The sequence below is a fragment of the Nonomuraea sp. PA05 genome (genome assembly GCF_008086045.1).
Classification (GTDB): Bacteria; Actinomycetota; Actinomycetes; order Streptosporangiales; family Streptosporangiaceae; genus Nonomuraea; species Nonomuraea monospora.
Map to the genome: position 1 here is coordinate 99,077 of NZ_VSEY01000012.1, position 23,059 is coordinate 122,135.

Consider the following 23,059-nt stretch of genomic DNA (forward strand, 5'->3'; position numbering starts at 1 on the left):
CATGGCGCTTCCGTTCCCGGTGCTGGACGACCGCTCGTACGAGCAGTTGCTGGCCGAACTGCGGGCGCGCATCCCCGTCTACGCTCCCGAGTGGACCGACCTCGGTGAGAGCGACCCCGGCATCACCCTGCTCGAACTGGTCGCGCACCTGGGCGAGAGCCTGCTCTTCCGGTTCAACCAGATTCCCGACCAGACCCGGTTGTGGTTGCTGCGCCTGCTCCAGGTTCCGCCGTACCCGCCCGAGCGGGCGACCGGCCTGGTCCGCTTCACGCTGGCCGACGAGGGCGGGGCTCCCGTGCCGGTGCCGCTCGGCGCCACGGTCAGCGCCGGCGACGTGCCGTTCCGCGTCGGCAACGACGTGACTGTGCTTCCCGCCATGGTCACCGCGGTCGTCAAGGCGCGCGCGGACGTGCCCGCCGACCCGATGTTGCGCGCCGAGTACCACCAGCTGCTGGAGCTCGCCGGCCTCGATCCGGCGCAGGCAGCGCCGTACGACGAGAAGGTGCTGCGCCGCGAGGCCGGCGAGCCGGGCCTGGCCGGACTCGACATCCGCCCCGCGGTGGACCGGACGCTGTGGATCGCCGTACAGCCGCCTGGTGACGACCCGGCGGTCGTGGCGGGGCTGCTCACCGAACGCGGCCCGCTCGCGACCGGTCCGCTCGTGCTCGGCTTCGCCACCGCGGCCGTCGAGCCCAGCGGCGGCGCGGTTCTCCTGCCGACGCAGACGTTCGCCCCGGCCGCGGCCGGCGGCATCACCGCGATCGCCGCCGCCGAGACATCCGCTGCCGCCCCGGAGCGCCTCACCGCCATCACCGGGGCCGGGACACCCAGTGCCACCCCGGAGCGCCTCACCGCCATCACCGGGGCCGAGACACCCGCCGCCGCCCCGGCGCGCCTCACCGAAGCGGCCGACAACGCCCTGATCTGGGAGGTGTCGCTGGCCGACGGCACCTATCTGCCGGTGACCGTCGTGCGCGACACCACGACCGGCCTGCGAGTCGCCGGCAGCGTGGCCCTGCAGCTGCCGCCCCCGCGCCTCGCCGACGTGGGCGTCCTGCCGCCCATCGACGACGACCTGGCCGGCGTACGCGACAGCCCGCCCCGCCTCGACGGACACCCGCCGGCGGTCTTCTGGCTGCGCGCCTTCCCGCGCGAAGGCCCGCCGGGCTCCGGCGTGCTGACCTGGGCCGGGATCAACGTGGCCGACGTCGAGCAGGTGGCGCAGGCCGCCAACGAGGTGCTCGGCACCGGCCAAGGCATCAGCCACCAGGAACTGGCCCTGGCGAACCCGGCCGTGGTGCCCGGCTCGCCGCGGATCGAGGTGCGCGAGGACGGCGTCAACTGGCAGGAGTGGACGATCGTCGGCTCGCTGGCCGCGAGCGGGCGCGACGACCGGCACCTGCTGCTCGACGCCGCAGCCGGACGCCTGCAGTGCGGCGACGGCGTCCGCGGCCGGGTGCTGCCGGCCGGTGCCCTGGTACGCGCCGCGGGATACCGCCACGGCGGTGGCACGCGGGGCAACGTCGCCGCGGAACTGATCGATCGGATCGACGATCCTCCCGGCGTACGCGTGACCAACCCGCTGCCCACCACCGGCGGCGAGGAGGCCGAACCGCTCGCTCGCGCGCTGGAGCGGATCCCCGGCGAGCTGGCGCGCCGCGACCGCGCCGTCACCGCCGGCGACTTCCGGGAGCTGGCGATGATCCCCGGTGTGGGCCGGGCGGAGTGCCTGCCGCACTTCGACCCCGCCACTCGCGACCTCGACGCGGCCGGGGCGGTCACCGTGATGGTGTGGCCGGCCCGCGACCCGCGCCACCCGGACGCGCCGGCCGCCGGCGCCACGCTGCTCCAGGCCGTGTTCGAGCACCTCGATCCCCGCCGCCTGGTCACCACTGAGCTGTACGTGGTGCCGCCCGTCTACCGCGCCGTGGCGGTGTCGGTCGGGATCGCGGTGAAGACCGGCTACAGCGCCATCGGCGTACGGCGGTGGGCTGAACTCGTGCTCCGCCAGTACCTGTCTCCGCTGCCGCCGTTCGGGCCGGAGGGCGCCGGCTGGCCCCTCGGACGCCGCGTGCACGGGCCCGAACTCGAGGCGGCGGTGCTGCAGGTCGAGGGCGTCGAGTATGTCGAAGAGGCGCTGGTCGCCGACGTCTCCGGGCCGCAGCCGGTGCCGGGGACGGTCAGGCTGCGCCCGTGGGAGGTCCCGGCGCTCACCGCGCTGACCGTGGTCGCCGGCCGCCCGCCCGAGGCCGGTTCCGGCGCCCCGCAGCCGCTGGACCCGGACGCGCCGGCCCCGGTGCCGGTGCCCGTGCCGAAGGACGAGTGCTGATGACACCAGACATCGTGGCCGCGCCGCCGAGCCCGTACCTCACCGATCCCGGCGTGCGCCGATTCGTGCCCGTCGGCGGAACGGCCAAGGCCTGGCACACCGATGAGACCACCCGGATCGACTTCGAGACGGCCGATGTGCTGCTCGCCACCGAGTCTGAGCAGCCGGTGCCGGGCTTCACCGCCGGGGCGTCCCAGCCCGAGCCGGGCGGCCTCGCCTTCGACCGCGACGGCCGCCTGTACCGCGGGGACCCGGACCGCGGGCAGATCCAGCGCCTGCCGTGGCCTGGGCCGGGAGACCCCGTCGACCTGCTCGGCAGTGCTTCCCGCGCGCCCCGTGCGGGGTTCGTCGCCGCGGGGCCCGGCCCGGAGTGGCCGCTACGGGCGCGGGCGCTGGCCACCGACTCCGACGATCACCTCTTCGTGCTGGACGGCGCAACCGGGCGGATCGCCGTCCTCGACCTGGCCGATGGACGTCTGCTGCGAACGGTCACCCTGCCGCCGTCCCCGGCGCCCTCAGCGTCCCCGACGTCCCCGACGTCCCCGACGTCCCCGACGTTCTCGGCGTCGTCCGCGTCGTCCGCGTCGTCCGCGTCGTCGATGGCGTCCGCATCGTCGGTGTCGTCGGTGTCGTCGGCGCAGGTCGGGCTCGCCGGAAGCGGCGGACGCGTCGTCCACGTCCTGACCGCCTCCCGCAGCGCGCCGCTGATGCGGCTGGACGCGATCGGTCTGCCGTCCCCGCAGCCCCTGGAGCCCCCGGCCGCCGCACTGCTCGCCCCTCGCCCCGGGCCGGCCGGCGCCTGGCCGGTGCCGCCGCAGGCCCGGCCGTCGCGGGTGGCGGTGGCACCCGACGGCGCGGTGTGGATCCTGCTACGCGACGGCGACACGGGGCATGTCCTGCGCGTGCTGGCCGGGGAGCCGGCCGCGCATCCCGGCGTGCTGCGGATTCCCGGCGCACGGGACCTCGCGGTGGACGGCCACGGGCGGCTCGTCGTCGCGGGCCCGCCGGGCGATCACCTGCTGACGTGGGTGCCGGACGAGGACGGCCTGCGTCCAGGACCGGCGCTGCGGGCACGCGGCTACGACGGCCGGGGCATCGTGCGGACGCCCGACGGCGGCATCGGCTACTCCGGGCGTGCCGCGTTCCGGGCCGCCGTGCCGCAGCGGGCCCGCCACCTCCGCGAGGGGATCGCCGCCACGCCCAGCCTGGACGGCCTGGCGTACGGGCTCCGGTGGGGGCGGGTCTTCGTCGAGGCCTGCGTGCCGCCGGACACGACGCTGCTGTTCACGGCCGCCACCGCCGACGACCCGCTCCCCCAGGTCGCGCCGGACGGGTGGCGTCCTCTGCACCGGCGTGAGACGGGGCGGGAGCTGCCCTGGGCTCCGCAGACGCCGGGCGACCGGTACGAGGTGCTCGAGGCGCCGATCGTGGCGCCGCCCGGCCGCCATCTGCGCATCTGGCTGCGGCTCACCGGCACCGGCGCGTCAACGCCGCGGATCCGCGCGCTGCGTGCCGAGATCCCCGGCCGGGACCTCGTCGCCAAGCTGCCCCGCACCTATCGCCGGGACCCCGCGAGCGCCGACCTGCTGCGCCGTTTCCTGGCCGTCATCGACGGCCAGCTCGGCGACATCGAGGCCCGCGCCGTGCAGCGCGACCTGCTCCTCGACCCGCACGGCGCCCCCGCGGAACTGCTGCCCTGGCTGGCCTCGCTGATCGGGCTCACCCTCGACACGCGCTGGCCGGAGCGGGCCCGGCGGACCCTGCTGGCCGAGGCGGCCGGCCTGTTCCGGCTACGCGGCACGGTGGCCGCCCTGCGCCGCACACTGGAGATCTACCTGGGCGAGCCGGTCGTGATCCTGGAGTCCTTCCGGCTGCGCGGGCGCGCCGCCGCCGTCGGGAACGCGACCGGGCGGCCCGGTCCGTTCGACGCCGTCCTCGGCGGCGGCTGGCGGGTGGCGGGCGGCCCCACCACCTCCGCGGAAGGCCCCGAACCCGCGGGGGTGGCGGGCCGGTCCTCCGCGCACAGGTTCACGGTGTTGCTCCCCGGCCTGCCCGGCGACGAGCAGCTCCGCGTCGTCCGCGACCTGCTCGACCTGCACCGCCCGGCGCACACGCTGGCCGAGGTCTGCTGTCTCGGTCTGGGGATGCGCGTCGGGATGAGCCTGCACGCGGGGATCTCGAGCGCGGTGGGATCCGGGTCAGGGGTCCGGCCGCTACGCGCCGGCACCCGTTCGGGACCGGCCGGCACGCCGGAGCTCGGCCGCGACGGCGTCCTCGGACGCGGCCGGACCGGCATCCGCGTCGGCGCTGCCGAACTGGGCCAGGGGACGGTGATCGACCCATGAACGACCGGATCGACCGGCTCGCCCTGCGGTGGCGGGTCGACGCCGACCCCGGCGCCCGGGGCCACGACCGGCTGGCCGCCTTGACCGGCTCGCTGGTGGAGCACGGGCTGCCAGGCGGGCTGAGCACGGACGCCGACCGCGACCGGCTGGTCTGCGTGCGCCACGTACGGGTGCCGGATCTGCGCCTGGCCTGGGACCGTGACGATGCCGACCTGGCCGAGCGGTGGGGGAAGGCGGCCACGCTGGCGCTGTCGGCCGCCCTCGCCGCCGGCGGGGCGAACGTCGTCCGGTATCGCAGCGCCGTGCAGGCGCGGCAGGACCTCACGATCGGCGTCCTGCGCGGCGATCGCGGCCGGCTCTGGGCGTGGCACACGCTCGGCCTGTGGCCGCCCGTCGACGCGGACGCTCCTGCCCGGGAGGTGCTCGCCGAGATGCTCCCGGTGTTGGCGGAGGAGGAGCCGCACACCGTGGCCGGGCTGGTGACCGCCGTGGCCGCGGCGGGGCTGCTGCCCGAGCTGGTCAACGCCACGACGTCCGCCACGCTGGCCGGGCTCGCCCGGGCGGCCTGGCGCAGCGTGACCGGCGAGGGATGGCGCGTGCCATCGCCGCCGACCTCGCCTGCGCGTACGCTCGCAGGCGCGGCGGTCGCCCGGCGGTCCGTCCTGATCGGAGCACTGCCGCGGGATCGCCGGGCCGGGGTGCGGGAGGCCGCGGCGCTGGCCGCCCTCGCCGTCCTGGAGGCCGACCCGGGGATCGCCCGCGGACCGGCCGCGGGCGCGGTGCTCGCCGAGGTCGCCGGACGCATCGCCGGCGCTCGGGAACGCGCCGGCGGTGCCACACCGGCCGGCACCGGACATCCCGTCCAGGGCGATCGCGCCGAGGGCGACACCGCGTCCGCCGACCGGCCGCACCCCGGCCCGCACCCCGGCCCGCACCCCGACCCGCACTCCGGCCCGCGCCCCGGCGCGCACGACGTCACAGGAACCGCAGCCGGGCAGCGACCGGCCCGAGATGCGGCCACCTCGGAGCAGCCCCGCCCCGGCTCGGACCGCCGCTCCACTCGCACGGCCGGCGTTGAGCCCGTGCCGCCGGGGGTCGCCGTACCCGGCCGGATCTGGCGGACCCGTTGGGGCGGCCTGCTGTTCCTGATCCCAGTGATCGGCGACCTCGGCCTGCCGGACCGGGTGGCCGGCGACCCTGACCGTCACGGCGGCGAGTCGCGCCCGGCACTGCACGAGCTCGGCCGCCGGATCTGCCGCCGGGCAGCGCCCGCCGCCGGGCTCGCCCGCCCTGACGACCCCGCCGTCCTCGCCTTCGCCGGCCTGCCCCCGGACGCCGAGCCGCCGGACCCGCCGCCGCGGCCGGAGGATCTCGAGCCGATCGTCGATGAGGTGGCGAAGGCGCTGCGCCCGTTGCTGCCCCCGGACAGCGACGAGGCGCTGCTCGCCTTCGTCTGTCATCGGACCGCCGTGATCGAGGCGGAACCCGGCTGGATCGACGTGCTCCTCGATCTCGACGACGTGGACGTCGACATCCGCCGGGCCGGCCTCGACCTCGACCCGGGTTTCGTCCCCTGGCTCAGTTGCGTCGTGCGGTACCGCTATGGCTGAACCGGTTCTGAGCAGCTACGGCGGGCCCGCCGCCGCACCGGCCGGCCGGCTGGATGACGCTCTGGCGCGGATGGCCGCCCGGCTCGCCGGCGTCCTCGACCGGCTGGGTGACGAGGACGGCGCCCGCTTCCTGCGGTCGCTGCCCGCACCCGCCCTGCCCGGCGCGCCCGACGGCGGCTGCCTCGCGCTGCCCAGCGCGCCGGCCGAGCCCGTCGACCGCCTGTCCGCCGGGCTCACGCTCGACGCCGCCGACCGTGACCTGCTGATGCTGGCCCTGCTCGGGCACCAGCACGAGGGTACGGCCGCGATCCTGCGCGGACTGCACCCGCGCGGTGAGCCGTGGGCGACGGCGGGTCTGGCCGCCACTCTCGCCGAGCACAGCGGGCTCGCGCTCGGCGAGAGTGGCGCCCCGTCCCCACGTCCGCGCCTCGCCAAAAAGCTCGCCACCGGACCGCTCGCCGCCGCGGGCGCTGTCGTGGCCGCCGGGCCGCACCTGCCGTTCCCGGAACGCAGCCTGTGTCCCGCGCCGCTGCTGTGGGACGCGCTGGCCGGCCTGCCCGGCTGGCCCGAGGCCGCCGAGCCCTTGCCTGGCCCCTTCCCCGCTTGGGGATCCGCGGCGTGGCTCGCCCATCCCGCGGTGAGCGGCGCGCGCCGGGCGATCGAATCGGACGCCGCGGTGACCGTTCTGCTCCCGGGCGTCCGGCCGGAGGCACTCGCCGGGCGGCTCGCCGCCCTGGTGACGGCGACCGGCCGCAAGCCCGTCGTCCTGCGGCTCGCTCGTGCCGACGTCGCCACGGTCAGCGCGGTGCTGCTGCTCGCGCTGGTGCGGGGCGTCGTCCCGGTGCTCTGCGCCTCCGGCACCTGTGCGGGGCCGTCCCTGCCGCGGCTGCCCGTGCCGCTGCTCTTCGCCTTGCCGGGGCGGGACGTACGCACCTGGCCGCGCCCGGTGCTCGAGCTTCCGTCCGGCCCGCATCCGGGCCAGGACCGGCGGGCGGCGCTGGCCGCGGCCCTGCCCGAGCTGGGCGAGCCGCCCGCGCCGTTCGGCCCTGCGACCATCGAACCCGGCGACGTGGAGCTGGCCGCCGCAGACGTCCGGCTGCACGACGGGCTGGTGGGCGGGCGGGCGGGGTGGCTGGCGGACGGGCTGGCGGACGGGCTGGCGGACGGGCTGGTAGGCGGGCTGGTAGGCGGGCAGACCGGGTGGGAGCGGCTGAGCGACCGTGTGGACGCCCGCGCCGCCGGAACGGTGCCGCCCGGCGCCTCGCTGGTGCACCCTCGGGCCGGATGGGACGATCTGGTGCTGCCCGCCGATCGCCTGGCCCAGTTGCGTGAGGCCGCGGACCGCATGCATCGGCAGGCCGAGGTGCTCGGCGACTGGGGCTTCGGCGGCCCGGGCACGTACGGGCTGCGGTTGCTGTTCGCCGGGCCGCCGGGCACCGGCAAGACGCTCGCCGCCGAGGTGCTCGCCGCGGAGCTCGGTCGCGATCTGCTGGTCGTCGACCTGTCCCGCCTGGTGTCGAAGTGGATCGGCGAGACCGAGAAGAACCTCGCGGCCGTGTTCGACGCCGCCGAGCGCGACGGCGCCGTGGTGCTGTTCGACGAGGCGGACGCGCTGTTCGGCAAGCGCACCGAGGTGGCCGACGCCCGCGACCGGTACGCCAACCTGGAGACCGCCTACCTGCTCGGCCGGCTCGAACGGTTCACCGGCGTGGCCGTCCTCGCGACGAACCTGCGGCAGAACCTGGACGTCGCGTTCGCGCGGCGCATCGAGTTCATGGTGCCGTTCGACCTGCCCGACGAACCCGCCCGGCTGGATTTGTGGCGGCGTCACCTGCCCGGGCGCGCGCCCATCGCCCGCGACCTCGACCTGCCGTTGCTCGCCGCGCTCTACCCGCTTCCCGGCGCGCTCATCCGCAACGCCGCCCTCGCTGCCGCCTTCCTCGCCGCCGCCGAGCCGGATCCCGGCCGGCGGGTGCTGGGCCTGCCCCACCTGGTCCATGCGATCCGGCGAGAGCACGCCAAGGCCGGCTTGTCCTTTCCAGGCCCGCCGCCTGATCCGTCCGGCGGGCCGCCGATCCGAAGGGTCCCATCGTGACGACTCCCACCACCCCAGAAACCACCGCGTCATCCACCGGCGCGACCGCCGTCACGACGTTCCGCGCGAAGGAGGCCGCCCGCCTCGATGCCGCCGCGACGGCGCAGAAGGACGTGGTCGCCGCGGCCACGGCCGACGCCGTCGCGGCGGCCACCGCTCTCACCACGATCACCGCCGCCGGAGCCACCCTCCGTCAGGATGAGTCCGTTCTGCGCCAGCAGCTCGCGGCCGCGACGACGGGTCCAGAACGCCACGTGATCGAACTGGCCCTCGACGTGAACCGGGGCGAGCAGATCCGGACCGGCCTGGACGAACAGGACGCCAAGCAGGCGAAGATCGGGGCCGACTCGGCCGCCGTCCGCGCCGCGGCCGCCGCCGAACAGATCACCGGCGCCCTCCAGACGGCCCGGCAGCTGCACGAGGCGGCGAAGGCCGACACCGACGCGGACGCCAAGCGGCTCGCCGACCTCGCCACCGCCCATCCGCAGGCCGTGGCCGAGGTGCGGCAGCTGGCCGGAGCGGTGGCCGAGGCGGTCACCCGGCTGGGCGTGCTGCTCGGCGGCGACCACATGGTGGCCCGCGTCAACGACGCCGTCCGGGAGGCCGACGCGACCTCGACGCGGCTCGGACACGACGCCGCCGCCGCGCTGGCCGCACTGGCCGCCACGAGAGGCGCGGTCGCCGGAGCGGAGAATGCCCTGGCCACGGCGCGCGCCGCCGTCGAAGCCGCGGCGGCCGCGCCGGCCCGGGTCGCCGCGGCGGCGCTCAAGGTGGAGGCGGCGCGCGTCGCCGTGGCGTCGCCCGGCCAGTCCCGGACGAACGAGGCCGCCAAGGAGGTCGCCGACGGCGTCACCGGGGCGTACGAGCGATGGCTGCTGACGCTCACGGACGACCGCATCACCCTGATCGTCGAGCTGCTCGACGCCGTCTCCGAGCTGAACCGGGTACAGGCGGGCAACCCGGGCCTGTTACGGCAGCGGCTGATCGACGCGGACCGCGACCTCGCCGCCGCTCTCGCCGCCGAGGAGGCGCGGCGCCGGGCCGGGGCGGCCGCGGCCGTGGCGGCGCAGGTGGCGGACGCCGCCGTGGCCGCCGCGCCTGCCCCCGCCGAGCGCCGCCGCGCCGCCGTCCTGCGAGGTGAGTGAGATGACCACCGCGCAGCCCGCGCCGCCCGCCGCCGCGCTCGACGTCGACCCCTTCACCGCGCTCGCCGTGCATTTCGGCATGCTGCTCGGCGTCTCCGACTTTCAGGTGCTGGCCGCCAACCCCCGCGGCAAGGCCGCCCTGCATCAGGCCTGGCTGCACGGCAGGGGTGTCGTCTGGGGCTTCCCCGTCTCGGTCGCGGAGGAGGTCCCCGAGTTGGTCGTCGGCGCCGGCCTGGCCGTGGACGGGCTGGGGCGCGAGGTGGCCACCGGGTCGCCGATGTGCCTCGACGTGCACGCGTGGCTCGGGGCGCCGGACGAGACGAGCGCGCCGTTCGACGCCCGGCTGGTCGTCCGGCACGAGGCCTGCCTGTCCCGGCCTGTGCCGTCGATCCAGCAGGGGTACGCCGGGTCCGATCGTTCACCGGCGTACTCACGGATCCTGGAGATGGCGCGGCTCGAGCTGAAGCCGTACACGTCGCGTCCGCCGGACGATCGCGCAGAGGCCTTCCCTGCGCTCCGGCGGTACGTCCGTGACGGCCTCCTGCCGGAAGGGGCCGACCACCGCGACACCCGGCTCGCCGAGTTCCGCGAGGTGCTCGCGCGACATGTGGCCACGCTGCGGCCGCCCGGTCACGCGCCGGACGCCCAGGCGGAGAGCACGAAGCTGTTCCCCGAGGACGAGCCAGGCGAGGTGCTGCTCGCCGACCTGCCCGGGATGCGGGTCGTCAAGGTCGCCGACCGGAAGTGGCGGCTGGAGGCACCGGTCGTCGACCTGTCCGTGCGGCGCACCCACATGCCCACCTGGATGCTGTCCGAGCTGCTCGCCGAACTCCTCGACCGCGGCAGCACCGGCTCAGGACGGTGCGCGAGCGACGCCGGAGGTCCGCGCGTGCGGAGGATCCGGGTCGCCGGGACACGGGTGACGGTCGAGTTCCGCGGGCGGGTCGTCGAGGCGACCGTGTGGGACTCACTGGGCCTGTATCCATTCGACCAGGACGGCGGCTGGGGTGAGCACGTCCCTCCGGCCGGTACGCGGTTCGACGACGACGGAACGGACAGCACGATCGCCTTCGACCTTCCCGAGCCGGCCGCGCCGGTCACCTACCGGCTGGTGCTCAGCGGAACCGGCGCCAAGCCACTGGCCGGCCTGGTGAACGGTCAGCCGGTGCCGCTGGCCGGGCTCGTCGGCGACCCGCCGGCCTCGCGCGCCCAGGGCCGTGACGTGGCGCGGCGGCTGGTGATACGGCCTGCCGAACCGCTCGCACCCGAACAGCCGACCGAGTCAGGAGGACCGTCATGACCGTGGAGGGCCGCACCTTCACGCCCGACGAGGGCGGGGTCGTGAACCTCAACTACTACGACGGCAGGTTCCTGCGCGCCGACGACCTCAACAGGGAACGCGACAGCCAGCGTGCCTACGTGGAGCTGTCCAACCGCGTGACCGCCTCCGGCACGGCCTGGGGGTTCGGCGTCACCGGGCTGGGCGGGGGGAAGCTGCACCTGGCCGCCGGACTGGCCAGGACGCCCCGCGGCCAGATCCTCTACCTGCCCCACGACGTCAGCGCAGAGGTGCCCGACCTGCTCGGAACAGCCACCACGGCGCCGGCACCGGCCGATCCCGAGGCGGCCTTCGCCGAGTGCGCGGCCGAGACATCCGTGACACGGCCCGCGGGTGACACGGTCGCCGGCACGGCGCTCTACGAGGTGTGCCTGCGTCCGGCCGCCACACTGACCGGGACGGGCGAGGTGTTCGGGCGCCTGTGCGACGGGTGCGGATCGACCACCGACAGCCCGTACCGGGCGGACGGCGTGACCCTCCTTCTGCGCCCGCTCTCCGCGGACGTCCAGCCGTGGACGGTCGCCGGCGTGACCCGCCCGGCCACGCACCTGCGCTCGCAGGTCGCGTCGGCGCGTTTCGCGGCCGAACGCGCCGCCGCCGGGCGCGTGAGCGCGCCGTTGCTCGGCTCCACGCTCTGGGGGGCCGGCGCCGCGCAGCAGGCCGGCGACGACACGGTGGCCGTCGGCGTGCTCGGCTGGAACGGCACCGCCATCACCCTGCTCGACCGGTGGACGGCCTGCCGGGAAGCCGTGCAGACCCCGTCCGCCGGCTATTGGGCCGGCCAGCTCGAGCAGCGGCCCGCCGCTGTGTTCCTCGCCCAGGTGCTGCAGTTCCAGGATCAGCTCTCCGCCGCCCCCGCCGCGCCGGGCGGCTCGGTGCAGCAGCTCCTCGACCGCGGCTTCGTCGAGCTGCCCGCCGCCGGTTACCTGCCGGTGCCGCCCGCGGCCCAGGACCTGCGGGACCGGCTCGCCGCGCAGTTCGGTCCTGGCGTGCGCCTGTGGCTCTGCGCGGTGCGGCGCGACCAGATCCCGCACGAGTTCGAGCGGGCCCAGCACATGGAGCGCATCTCGCTGCTGCGGGGCCTGCGTGACGAGACGGCTCGCGAGGAGGTCGACGTCCTCGTTCCTGACGGGACGGTCACCGCCACCGAGCCCGGCCTGGGCTTCGCGGTGGACTTCGCGTTCGGCAACGACACCAGGGCGGCGCTCGACGAGAGCGAGCCCAACCCGCCGGGGACGCTGCGCGGGCAGGGCGTGGGACGCGCCGAGACGGGCCGCGGCTTCGAGGTGCGCGGCGCGCTGTCGAGCTCGGCCCCGCCGAACATCGAGGCGCTGGCCCGCTTCCTGCGCGGCGACGTGCCCGGCCTGGACGGGCTGGACACCTTCCTGGCCACGATACGGAACGCGCCGCCGGCCGCCGCGCCCAGCCCTGCTCAGCTGCGCCGCCTGGTCGATCTGGCGCAGATCACGGAGGTCCGTGCGCGCAGCCGCCGGCGGCCTGCGCTCGGCGCTCTGGCAGCGGGGAACGACCGGGTGACCGCCGTGTGGGCGCACCTGCGGGTGGACGACGATCCGTTCCGGTTCACCAGCAGACAGGACTCGACCGGCTTCCTCCTGGAGATCGATGTCTACCGGCCGAGCACCACGCCGGTCAGCTTCAACCTGCGGATCTCCGGGACGCTCGCGTGGGACTCGGCGGCCGGCGGTGAGAGCGTCGTGTCGGCGTCCGGCTATTTCGCCCTCTCGACCGGCGGCCCCGGCGGCACCGGCACAGGCGGCACCTTCGAGCTGCGCAAGCTCCGTCTGTCCCGCACGACCCAGGACGGCGTGACCCTGACCGCGCGCGACGAGAGCGGGCTGGTCGCCGGTCTGCACTTCAGGGGTGAGCCCGTCCGGGCCGAGGCGAGCATCGGCACGAGCCGCGCGGTCGCCCACACACCGGCCGCCGCGCTGACAGCGCTGCAGGAGCCGGCCGTCGCCGAGCCGGGCAACGCCTACCATCAGTCGGCCGCGGCCGCTCTGTCCCTGCTGGGCGGCGTTCACACCGACCCGGAGTGGGCGCCCGACGAGTACCGGCGGCTCTTCCCCGCCGGGGATCGGCCGGCGGCGACCGTCCAGGCCACCCAGGATTGGGTGCTGTTCCGCCGGCGCCGCCGCGAGAGCTGCGAAGGCGACCCGGTCACGCCGATCGCCGTGGACACCGTCACCGTCCAGGTGCTGACCATGCCCGGCTCCGGCGACGCGCGAGAGGCCGCGCGGATCCTCCTCACCGGCAGCCCCGACGAGTGGCCGGACGGGTGGCAGGCGAGCGAGGTGGTGTTCGAGGGCGGCACGACGACGCTGCTCACACCTGGCCCGTCGTGGCAGCAGCGCTATCGGTCCGCCGGTGGCGCGAACGCGATCGCCCTGGCCGGATACGCCGCCGCGCCGGGAGCGCTCGGGCCGCTCGTCGGTGCCGGCAGGTTGCGGGCGCTGCTGTCGGCGCTGCCGCCGGGAGTCGTCCCGGATCCGGCGCTGCCGGCGGTTCCCGTCATCCCGCCGTCCGGACTCCGGCCCGGGCCCGGGATCTCGGGCAGCGCCTTTCTCATCACGTACGCCCCCACGCCGCCCCCGGTGCGAGCGCTCGCCGTCAAGGCCGTGTTCGTGTCCGAGGCCAACCAGGACGAGATCGACGCCGTTCGCCGGCCGGACCCGGCGGTCGACACCGGCGCCGAGGCGTTCGCCGCGCTGGGCGAGGGCGGGCCGGACAGCCTGCGCATCGCCGGCGTGCTCGCCCAGCTCGACACGTTCCGCGCGAATCAGGCTTCCGCGCTGGAGGCCGTCCGGGTCGAGACCGTGATCTGGACGCATCCCCTGCTGAGCGACGGCGAACGCGAGGAGATGCTGGACCTGGCCGGCCAGGTCCAGCTGGCATTGGCGGGACGTGACGAGGTGCGTTCGCTGACCAAGCACGATCCGATACAGGTGTCCTATACGCGTGCGGAGGACGATCCGGTCGCCTTCCTCTTCCTGATCGTCTCGGACGCGGCGGTCTGACATGGGCAGTGAAGTCGCGTCCCTCGACGGCGAACGCAAGCCGGACAGCCGCCCCGCCCCACAGACCGAGAAGCAGGACGGCACGACGGCCGCGCCCGCCGCACCGTCCGGCGGCCTGGCCGGTGGGCGGGGCGGTCGCCTGGGCGGTGGCCTGGGCGGAATGGCGGTGCGGGCCAAAGCTGTGGTCGGCGCCGCCGACGCACCCGCCGAGCGCGCCGCCGACGCCACGGCCGACCGGGTGATGCGCCGGCTCGACCAGCGATCCCCGTCCACCTCGCCGGCCGCCGGGTTGATCCCGGACTCGACCACTCCGATCGGCGTCCCCGGACCGGTGCAGGAACGAGTCAGCCGCCAGACCATGCCGCCTCCCGAACCCGAGCCCGCCCCCGAACCCGAATCACCAGCCGGGGAACCGGTGGTCACCGACCAGGTGCAGCAACATCTGGACGACACCAGGGGCCGCGGATCGATGCTGCCCGACGCGCTGCGCACCGAGATGGAGAACGCCTTCCGCCGCCCGTTCGATGACGTCCGCATCCACGACGACAGCACCGCCGACCAGGCGGCGCGCGATCTGAACGCGTTGGCCTTCACGATCGGCTCGGACATCTACTTCCGGGCCGGCGCCTACGCCCCGTCCACGCCTTCGGGCAAGCGGCTGCTCGTCCACGAACTGGCGCACGTCGCCCAGCAGCGTCCCAGCCTCGGCCGCGCGGTGGTCCGCCGAAGCTCCACGGCTGTTCCTGCGGGGCAGCAGGGGCCGATCTGGAAGGCACCTGCGGGAGTGGATCCTCAGGGCGAGATAGACGTCGGCGACAAGACTCTCCACCTGGCGAAGGTGGTCTTCCCGGACTGGAAGGCGAAGGTGGTCGGCAAGAACTTCGGTCGCCGACGTGGCAAGCGCCCCGAGACCCAGCAGAGGAGCATCTGGGACAAAGAGCATCTCGGTCACGTAGAGCAAGAGGTCGGCCGGCATCTCGCCGAACTCACCGGCCGGCCCGCGAACGCGCCGGATCTTGTGGCCAAATCCGGAACGAATAAGCAGTGGGACTACTACATCGGATCGGCGGGAAAAATCGCGGAACGTGTCGTTCGCCCCCTGTGGACGAAAGGTGAGCGCCGGTACCGCCGATTCGATGTGGATCACAGAAGGGACGTTCAACTCTTCGCCGACGAGGAACCGGCCTCCGCATACGACAACATCAACAATCTATGGCTTTTCGAATCAGAGCTGAATCGAAAAGCAGGCCGCACGATGAGCATGGCCATGGACGAGCAGATCGAGAAGTTCATGAAAAATGCCCGTCCGTATCTCAAACCAGCCCCGTACGCCTCCACGGTGCAGAAGTCATTCAAGGTCACATTCGCCGAGGCGGTGTCGAGCGGCGAGGACGTGGCGTCGGAGGATCACTCGTGGACGTCGGCCGAACTGAGGTCACCGGCGCTGGTCGCCGGACTTAAGGCCCTGACAGCCGCCGAGCACAAGAAGATCGCCGGCACCCCCAACACGCTGATGCTCTTCAGCAGTTCGTACGGCGGGCGGCACCAGAAGGCCGAGATCGACGACAAGGGGAACGTGGCCGCCGGGGAGTGGGAACGCCGTCCGCGTAAGGACGTCACTTTCACGGCCACGCACATCGATTTCAAGGATCCGGGTGCCGGCGGGACAGCCGCCAAGGTCGGCGGGATCACCGGCCGAGCGAAGTCGAACGCCGGCCAATTCGACCCGATGACCTTCACGGTCGATTTGATGGGACTGCCCGGCCTGCGCTACGCCGCTTCGGTGACGAACCTCGCCCTCCGCGACAAGATCCCCAGATACAAGCCGTTGAGCCCGATCAACTTCGCCGACCTCGCGTTCGACGTGCACGACGGGCTGGTCGGCCGAGGTGTCATCCTCCCTGAGAGCAGCCTGCTCAAGGGCCTTGAGGTGGCGATGGTTCTGGAGGGCGGAAACCTCGCGGTCGAGGCGCTCCTCGCCGGCGGAGACCTGAATCTGCCCGGTCCCTTCAAGGTGATGGGCGGACACCTCGCGCTGTCCGCGGGCACTCAGGGGATCGTCGTCGCGGGCCGGGTCGACTTCGAGATCGAGAAGCTCGCCACGGGCTTCATCGCCGCTGGCTCGAGTTCGAAGGCCGGCGAACCGTCGTTCGCCCTGGAGGGCGAGCTCAACTTCGACACGAAGATGTTCACGAAGGCTCGGCTCGGGCTCTCCTACCGCGACAGCAGGTGGGGGGTGCGCGGTGAGCTCGAGGTCGGGCCGAACAAGATCTCCGGCATCAGGCGGGCCGCTGCCAAGGTGAGCGTCGACGATGAGACGGTCAGTGCCGCCGGGGAGTTCGAGACCAGCCTCAAGGGGGTTGAAAGGGGCGCGCTCGGCTTCGCCTACGACCCGGCCACCGGGATGGCGATCACTGGGGAGATCCTCATCGGCAAGGGCATTCCGGGGATCAAGGGCGGGAGACTGAACGCCACCGTCGCACAGACTCCGGCAGGAGACTGGTCGCTGGCCGGGGCGGTCACCGCCGAGCCGGACATCCCCGGCCTCACCGGCACGATCGGCGGAACCTACGCAGACGGCGCTTTCCTCGCCGAGGCCGACCTCGCCTACGAGCGCGGCCTCGCCAAGGGCCGCCTCAAGGCCGGCCTCACCAACCGCACGCTGGATGAGGCCGGACTGCCTGCCGGGCCGGCGGACAAGGACGGGGCGCTCGTCGCGTACGGGGAAGGGGTCGTGACCCTCGCTGTCACACCCTGGCTGCAGGGAACGGTGGGATTGCGGCTCTCCCCGAAGGGGGAGATCGAGGTCACCGGGAAGGTGGCCATGCCGCCGCGTTTCACCGTCTTCGAGGAGCGCGCAGTCGAGCGCGAGATCCTGGCCATCGGCATCGACCTGCCGATCGTCGGGGTCGCCGTGGCCGGGCAGCGGATCGGCGTCTTCGCCACGATCAAGGGCGGCGTCACCGTCTCCGCCGGGTTCGGGCCGGGGCAGCTGCGCGACGTGGCGCTCGAAGTGACCTACAGCCCGGACCGCCCCGACGACACCACGGTCAAGGGCACCGGAACCTTCGCCGTACCCGCGCAGGCCGGCCTGCGGGTCCAGGTGAACGGCGGGCTGGGCGTGGGCATCCCGGTCGTCAGCGCGACCGCGGGCGTGTCCATCCACGGCGAGGTGGGAGTCGCTGGGGAGGCGTCCGCCGCCGCCGCGCTGAACTGGACGCCCCGCACCGGCATCGTGCTCGACGCGCGGGGCGAGATCTTCGTGGAGCCGAAGTTCAAGTTCGGCGTCGACGCGTTCGTCGACGTCAGTGCCGACCTGTGGCTCACCGAGATCGAGCTCTACCACCGCACCTGGAAGCTCGCCGCCTTCGAGTACGGCTCCAACCTGCGCTTCGGGCTGGCCTTCCCGCTGCACTACGCGTCGGATCAGCCGTTCGCGCTGTCGTTCGACCAGATCCAATGGACCTACCCGCAACTCAACCCGCCCGATCTGCTCGGCGGGCTGATGAAGCAGCTCGTCGGCTGAAAGGGGCGCCGCGATGACGCTGACCGCCGGATCGCCGGCCCGCCACCTGGTCAACCAGGGCGCGCTGGCCCTGGGCCGAGGCGACGCCGCAGAGGCGGAGCGGCTCTTCCGCGAGGCGGTGGCCGCCGACCCGGCCAACGCGACCGCGCACGCCGACCTGGGCTATGTCCTGTCCGCGACCGGCCGGCATCGCGAGGGCGTCGAGCACTCGGAGACGGCCCTGGCTCTGGAGCCGGGACGCAGCGCGCCCTGGGCGCATCTGGGCATGTCCCGGCTCGCGCTCGGGGAGGTCGCCGCCGGGCTCTCCGCGCTGGCGACCGCCGTCCGCCTGGACCCGGCCAACCACTTCGCCTGGGACGCACTCGGCCGCGCCAACCTGGCGCTCGGCCGCCCGGCCGAGGCGGAGCAGGCATGGTCGTCGGCGGTCGCGGCCCGCCCCGACGACACCGGCTTGCGCGTCGCCCTCGCCACGGCACTGGCCGCCCAGGACCGCACGAGGGAAGCCGCCCGGGTGCTGCACGAGGCCACAGAACGGGCGCCCCGGTCCGCGCGGGCCTGGACGCAGCTCGGCGTGATCTCGCTGATCCGCCAGGACCACGGCACCGCCGGCGAGGCGCTGCTCACCGCGCTCGATCTTGCTCCTGACGACCCTGACGCACGATTCCACCTCGCCGTGCTGCACCTGCTCGTCGGCGCCACGGACGAGGCGCGTGCCGCCCTGCGCCGGTTGGCCGCCGAGGGCGAGAGCCAGGCGGCGGCTCTCCTCAGCCGGATGGAGGGTGACGGCGCGGTGACAGGCGCACTGGACGATGTGGGTAGCCATCCAGGGAGGACGTCATGACGAGCCCGGCCGCTGCCGAAACCGGATCCCGACGCCGTCGGCGCTGCGATCCCCGGGTGCTGGACCAGAACGCCTGCCGGGTCCTCGGCATCGCGGCGCAGGCGGCGTACAACGAGAAGCAGGCCAAGGTGATCGGTGACGCCCGGACCGCGTACATCGGCGCCCGGGCCCGATACGTGAGTGCCCGCCGCGCCGCGGAGCCGAAGGTCGGCAAGGCGGGCAAGGACCTGGGCGACCTGATCGAGAAGATCCGGTGTCAGCTGGACGCCGACGACCTCGAACGGCTCGACCAGGCCTTCGACGACGTCGTCCGGCGGCTCGACCGCTGCGGCTCAGGCCTCGGCTGCGACTGCGCCGACGAGGAGGACGACGACGAGATCGCCGAGCTCGGACGCCGCGCCGCGCTCGAACGCCGCACCGCCGAGGCGGCCGCCTGCTTCCACCGGCTGATCTCCGAACCGGGAACCGAAACCCCGCAACCGGATCCGGCGACGCCGGTGGCATCGCCCTCGCCCCCGGTGGTCGGGATCGAGACGGCCGCGCCACCCGCCGCGGTGGCCCCTGCCGAGGCGGACGGCGATGAGCAGTCGCCGCAGGAGGATGACGTCCTCTCCCTGCCGCAGCGGGTCACGAACCTGCAGAAGGAGATCGACGAGATCGCCGCGGAGCTGGCGGGCGGGGCTGATCCGGTCGATCTGTACGCGTCCGCGATCGTCGCCCGCCGTGGGCTGAAGACCATCTGGCTCGGCTTCGACAACGTCAACGACTACATGGACCGCCTGTGCGACTGCCTCACCGCCGTGATCGACGGACACGCGAAGATCAGCGTCCTGGTGCGCCGGGCCGCCGTCGAGGACTGCTACCGCAAGTCGTGGCGCGAGGCCTGCCGGCGGCTTGAGCGGGATGCGGCGGCCGAGGTCGTCGCGAAGTACCTGCGCATCTGCGCGGACGACGACGACCACGACGAAGACGGGTATGAGCCGCCCGGGGAGGCGGACGACGACGATCGCGGCCACCGCGGGCGCCGGGGCGGCCGTGGCCGGGACCGGCGCCGCGAGCGGGACGACGACGATGACGACGACGTCGAGATCAACATCGATGTGAACGTCGACGCCGACGATGACGACGAGCCTCCACGCCCGGTGCGTCCCCGGCGTGGCACACGTGCGGCGCGCGAGCCCGAGCCGGGCCCCGAGCCGGAGGCCGCCGCGCCGTCCCGCAAGGGCGGGCGGAGGCCGCGGCGCGCGTACAGCGACGAGACGGGCGGCTACCGCGCGCCGTGACCCAGCGCGCCGGTTCGCGTGGGGTGGACGGGACACCCCCGCCCGCGGCGTCGCTCCGGCCGCTGTGGTGAGTGCGGACTCGTACGGGTGGCTCCGCCGACGATGCGACCGTGGCGAAGAGGGCCGCCCGAGTCAGTGGCTGACCGCCACCGGGGCGAGCGCCCGTAGCTGCGGAGACGGAGCCACCCCGAGTTCGGTCTCGAGCAGTGTGCGGTACGCGCGGTAGGAGCGGTGCGCCTCGATCTGGTTGCCCTCGGCCAGATGGGCCAGGATGAGCGCTCGCTGCGCGCTCTCCCGCAGCGGCTCGGCGCAGACCGCGGCGATGGCCGCGTCGACCGCCTCGGCGTGCCGTCCGCACTCCGACAGACGCTCGCTCACCTGCTCGAGCGCGTGCAGCACGCAGGCCCTGACCCGTTCCCGCTCGAAGATCACCCAGTCGTCGTACCAGGCCGGCAGCAGATCGAGCGCCGCGTCCACGCCGGCCGGGACGCGCAGGTCGGACGGCTCGCCGGGCCCGGCCGCGACCCGGCCCGCCCAGCCGGTCACCGCGTCGAGATCGACGGCCAGGCCGGGGCGGACATGCAGGCCGGTTCCCGCCCGGTCGTCGATCGGCACGCCGACGGCACGCAGCCGCCAGAGCGCCGAGCGCATGTTGCCCCCTGCCCGGGCCTCGTCGCTGTCCGGCCAGAGCAGCGACGCGACCACCCTGCGTGGAGCGGGGCGGCGGCGGAACGCGAGGAACACCAGAATGCGCAGGCTGCTCTCGGGAAGCGTGGCCGGCTCGCCGTCGACGAGCAGCCGGGGCCCGTCCAGCACCCGAAGAAGGATCTCCACTGAAACCCCCGTTGATCGATCAAGCCGTCAGCGCCCCGAGCCGCCGGGCGTACGGCTGCGAGGCTCTCCCCGAGTCTTGGCCGGCGCGACGCGGATCGTCGCCCCGGCAGCCGGCCCGAACCGCCGCGCGGCGGCCGAGCGGAAAGCCGCGTACGCGGCGCGGGCCTCGACCGGTCGGCCGGCGCGTCGCAACGCCTCCGCCAGGATCCGATGCGTGCTCTCGCGTAACGGCTCAGCGGCGCACACCTGCCGGGCCACCGCCGTGGCCCGGACCGCATCTCCCTCTGCGACGAGACGCCGGGCCAGCGACTCCATCGCGTGCAGCACCCGCTGGCGCAGGCGTTCGCGGTGCGGGCGAACCCAGGCTTCTGACCACCCCGGCAGCAGACCACCCCGCGAGTGCCGCCAGTACGCCTCGTCGGTCCCGGCCGGCATCGCGCCGCCCGCGGTCAGGCAGGCGGTCCACCGTGCCACCAGGACGGCATCGACGACGACACCGTCCCGGATCCAGATCAGCCGCTTGTCGGCGTCGAGCACGTCGATGCCGGCCGCGCGCAGACGCCACAGGGCCGAGCGCAGGTTGCCGGCCGCCCGCAGGTCGTCGCCGACCGGCCACAGCACGCCCGCCGCGTGCCGCCGCTCCACCCGGCCGCCGTGCACGGCCGTGAACGCCACCAGCCGCCGGGCCCCGTCCGGCAGAGTCCGCCGCTGCCCGCCGGCGACGAGACACGGCTCCTCGAACAGGCAGATGCGCGGCGGCGAACCGCCGGACTTGAGACTGGGAAGGCACACCATGGCAGGAAGTTATGCGTGCAGCGTCACCCCACCGTCACTCCGGCACGTCGAGGGCGCGCAGGAACGCGCGGATCTCCTCAACGGCCTGCCCCTCGGTGGTGACGTGCCGGCGCGTCTCGCCGGCCGAGTCGTGCACGTCGAGGCGCACCGAAACGGTGATCGTCGGTGGAGCGCCCGCCGGGCACCGTACCGTGATGACGCAGACGCCGTGCCGTGCATGCTCGGCCATGCCGCCCATACTGGACGACGATCGTCACCCGGGCGTTGTCCTCCCTGCCTCCAGCCTCCCCTCGGGCAGCGCCGCGGCACATCGTCGCTGAGCGATTCCGTGGGCCGGGGCGAGGAGATCCTCACAAGCCGGCTTTTCGTCCCGGGTCAGCGATGAGCGACGGTCGTGCGACCGCGTCGGTGAGTGCCGTCATCGCCTCGCGGGCCCCGGCGGCGAACGCCCGCAGCCGGGTCAGCTCCGGCGCGGCGTTCACGGTCATGACGAGCGTGCCGGCGTAGGACAGCACGGCCACGGCCAGCGGCACCCCCGCCGTGATCGGCGCGATCGGGTACACGGCGGTCAGGCGGGCGCCGTCCAGCCGGAGCGGCGCGGCCGGGCCCGGCACGTTCGTGACGTACAGGTTGACCCGCTCGGCGCCGTGGCTGCGCACCCAGCGCATCATCAGACGCATCAGCAGCATCGGCGGCTGCCACGAGGAGGTGCCGGCCCGGCTCGCCTTGGCCGCGCGCGTGCGGGCGGTCACCTGGGCCAGCGCCCGCAGCGGGTCGGGTTCGTCCAGAGGCAACGAGATCATCATGGGCGGGCTGCCGCCCGCGTTGCGCGTGCCGGGCGCGGCGGCCACGGGTACCGACACCCGCAGCGCGTGGCCGTCGACCGGCTCGCCCGACGCGGTCAGCAGCCGGCGCACTCCGAACGTGGTGAGGGTGAGGGCGATGTCGTTGACGGTCGCGTCCAGCGTGTGCGCGGCCCGTTCGACGTCGGCCAGTGGCCAGGCGGCGGTCGCGAGGCGGCGTCCGCCGTCGCGGACGACGGGGAACGGCAGGCTCGGCACCCGCGGGCCGACGGCCCTGATCGCCGTCGCGAGGACGCGCAGCTTCGCCGGGAGGTGCGGGATCCCCTTGAGTGCTCGCCGCAGGGCGGCGGCCTTCGCCGCCGCCGCGTCCCGCACCAGGCTGCCCGCCGGCGGAGGCGGCGCCGCCTTCCACCGGACGCTCTCCTGCCCCGGTTCCTGGGAGACGGCGCTCAGCAGCACGTCGGCCAGCGCCACCGCGGTCTTGCCGTCGGCCAGCGTGTGGTGCAGGGCCAGCACCAGGCCGGTGCCCGCGTCCAGACCGGCACCCGCCTCCCGGCCGGTGCGCGCGTTCGAGCCGGTGCCCGCGTCCGAGCCGGTGCCCATGTTCAGGCCGGTGCCCGCGTTCGGGCCGGTGCCCGCGTTCAGGCCGGTGCCCGCGTTCGCGCCGGTGCCCGCGTTCAGGCCGGTGACGCAGAGCAGGCGCCACGGGGCGTGGCCGAGGTCGAGCGGCTCGGCGATCCTGGTCGCCGCCCAGTCGAGGAACTCAGCGCCGGGCGGCAAGGGGACGAGCTCGATGTGCCGGGCGAGGTCGAAGCGCTGGTCGTCCACCCACAGGGGCGGGCCCTGCCAGAACCGGGTGCGCTGGACGCGGCGGCGCAGCATCGGCCCCCGGTGCAGCCGGGCGCCCACCAGCGCGCGTAACCGCTCGACGTCCAGCGGCCCGTCCTGGTCCACCACCCCGGCCATGCCGAGGTTCATGTTCATCGGGGAGCCGGGCTTCTCTGCCCAGATCATCATCAGGTCCCCGGTGCTCAGGCGTTCGATCATGACGCGTCGCTCCTTCGCTGGGGTCTCCCCCG

The 23,059-nt window shown here is 74.5% G+C and carries 14 protein-coding genes; 10 read left to right on the forward strand and 4 right to left on the reverse strand.

The window, feature by feature from the left end:
• The first annotated feature begins 1 nt into the window (after nucleotide 1).
• The 10 genes from FXF51_RS20325 to FXF51_RS20370 are packed head-to-tail and all read left to right on the forward strand — an operon-like array spanning nucleotide 2 to nucleotide 19,548.
• A complete protein-coding gene (locus tag FXF51_RS20325; RefSeq protein WP_148436093.1) occupies nucleotides 2–2,329 on the forward strand; it encodes a putative baseplate assembly protein in 2,328 nt (775 codons plus the stop codon).
• A complete protein-coding gene (locus FXF51_RS20330; RefSeq protein ID WP_148436094.1) occupies nucleotides 2,329–4,674 on the forward strand; it encodes a phage tail protein I in 2,346 nt (781 codons plus the stop codon). The genes FXF51_RS20325 and FXF51_RS20330 overlap by 1 nt, the downstream gene beginning before the upstream one ends.
• Nucleotides 4,671–6,284 (forward strand): hypothetical protein, encoded by a 1,614-nt coding sequence (locus FXF51_RS20335; protein ID WP_187414466.1) that lies wholly within the window; start codon nucleotides 4,671–4,673, stop codon nucleotides 6,282–6,284. The genes FXF51_RS20330 and FXF51_RS20335 overlap by 4 nt, the downstream gene beginning before the upstream one ends.
• Complete coding sequence (locus FXF51_RS20340; protein ID WP_148436096.1) at nucleotides 6,277–8,379, forward strand: ATP-binding protein; 2,103 nt, start codon at nucleotides 6,277–6,279, stop codon at nucleotides 8,377–8,379. Before FXF51_RS20335 ends, FXF51_RS20340 begins: the two co-directional genes overlap by 8 nt.
• On the forward strand, nucleotides 8,376–9,524 hold the full coding sequence (locus FXF51_RS20345; RefSeq protein ID WP_148436097.1) for a hypothetical protein: 1,149 nt from the start codon (nucleotides 8,376–8,378) through the stop codon (nucleotides 9,522–9,524). The genes FXF51_RS20340 and FXF51_RS20345 overlap by 4 nt, the downstream gene beginning before the upstream one ends.
• 1 nt (nucleotide 9,525) lies before the next feature.
• Nucleotides 9,526–10,824, forward strand: a complete 1,299-nt coding sequence (locus FXF51_RS20350) for a hypothetical protein (protein ID WP_148436098.1) — start codon at nucleotides 9,526–9,528, stop codon at nucleotides 10,822–10,824.
• Complete coding sequence (locus FXF51_RS20355) at nucleotides 10,821–13,898, forward strand: hypothetical protein (protein WP_148436099.1); 3,078 nt, start codon at nucleotides 10,821–10,823, stop codon at nucleotides 13,896–13,898. Before FXF51_RS20350 ends, FXF51_RS20355 begins: the two co-directional genes overlap by 4 nt.
• A gap of 1 nt (nucleotide 13,899) precedes the next feature.
• Nucleotides 13,900–17,424, forward strand: a complete 3,525-nt coding sequence (locus tag FXF51_RS20360) for a DUF4157 domain-containing protein (RefSeq protein ID WP_148436100.1) — start codon at nucleotides 13,900–13,902, stop codon at nucleotides 17,422–17,424.
• Nucleotides 17,425–17,437: 13 nt separating this feature from the next.
• Complete coding sequence (locus FXF51_RS20365; protein ID WP_148436101.1) at nucleotides 17,438–18,265, forward strand: tetratricopeptide repeat protein; 828 nt, start codon at nucleotides 17,438–17,440, stop codon at nucleotides 18,263–18,265.
• A gap of 56 nt (nucleotides 18,266–18,321) precedes the next feature.
• On the forward strand, nucleotides 18,322–19,548 hold the full coding sequence (locus tag FXF51_RS20370; protein ID WP_148436102.1) for a hypothetical protein: 1,227 nt from the start codon (nucleotides 18,322–18,324) through the stop codon (nucleotides 19,546–19,548).
• A gap of 132 nt (nucleotides 19,549–19,680) precedes the next feature.
• Here FXF51_RS20370 and FXF51_RS20375 read toward each other — a convergent pair whose 3' ends face one another.
• From FXF51_RS20375 to FXF51_RS20390, 4 genes are all read right to left on the reverse strand, one after another.
• Entirely contained in the window at nucleotides 19,681–20,382 is a 702-nt protein-coding gene (locus FXF51_RS20375) for a BTAD domain-containing putative transcriptional regulator (RefSeq protein ID WP_148436103.1), read from the reverse strand.
• A 27-nt stretch (nucleotides 20,383–20,409) separates the two neighbouring features.
• Entirely contained in the window at nucleotides 20,410–21,177 is a 768-nt protein-coding gene (locus tag FXF51_RS20380; RefSeq protein ID WP_148436104.1) for a BTAD domain-containing putative transcriptional regulator, read from the reverse strand.
• A gap of 34 nt (nucleotides 21,178–21,211) precedes the next feature.
• Nucleotides 21,212–21,406: a hypothetical protein gene (locus FXF51_RS20385; RefSeq protein WP_148436105.1), complete on the reverse strand. Its 195-nt coding sequence runs from the start codon at nucleotides 21,404–21,406 to the stop codon at nucleotides 21,212–21,214.
• 121 nt (nucleotides 21,407–21,527) lie between these two features.
• On the reverse strand, nucleotides 21,528–23,027 hold the full coding sequence (locus FXF51_RS20390; protein WP_148436106.1) for a wax ester/triacylglycerol synthase domain-containing protein: 1,500 nt from the start codon (nucleotides 23,025–23,027) through the stop codon (nucleotides 21,528–21,530).
• Nucleotides 23,028–23,059: the final 32 nt, after the last annotated feature.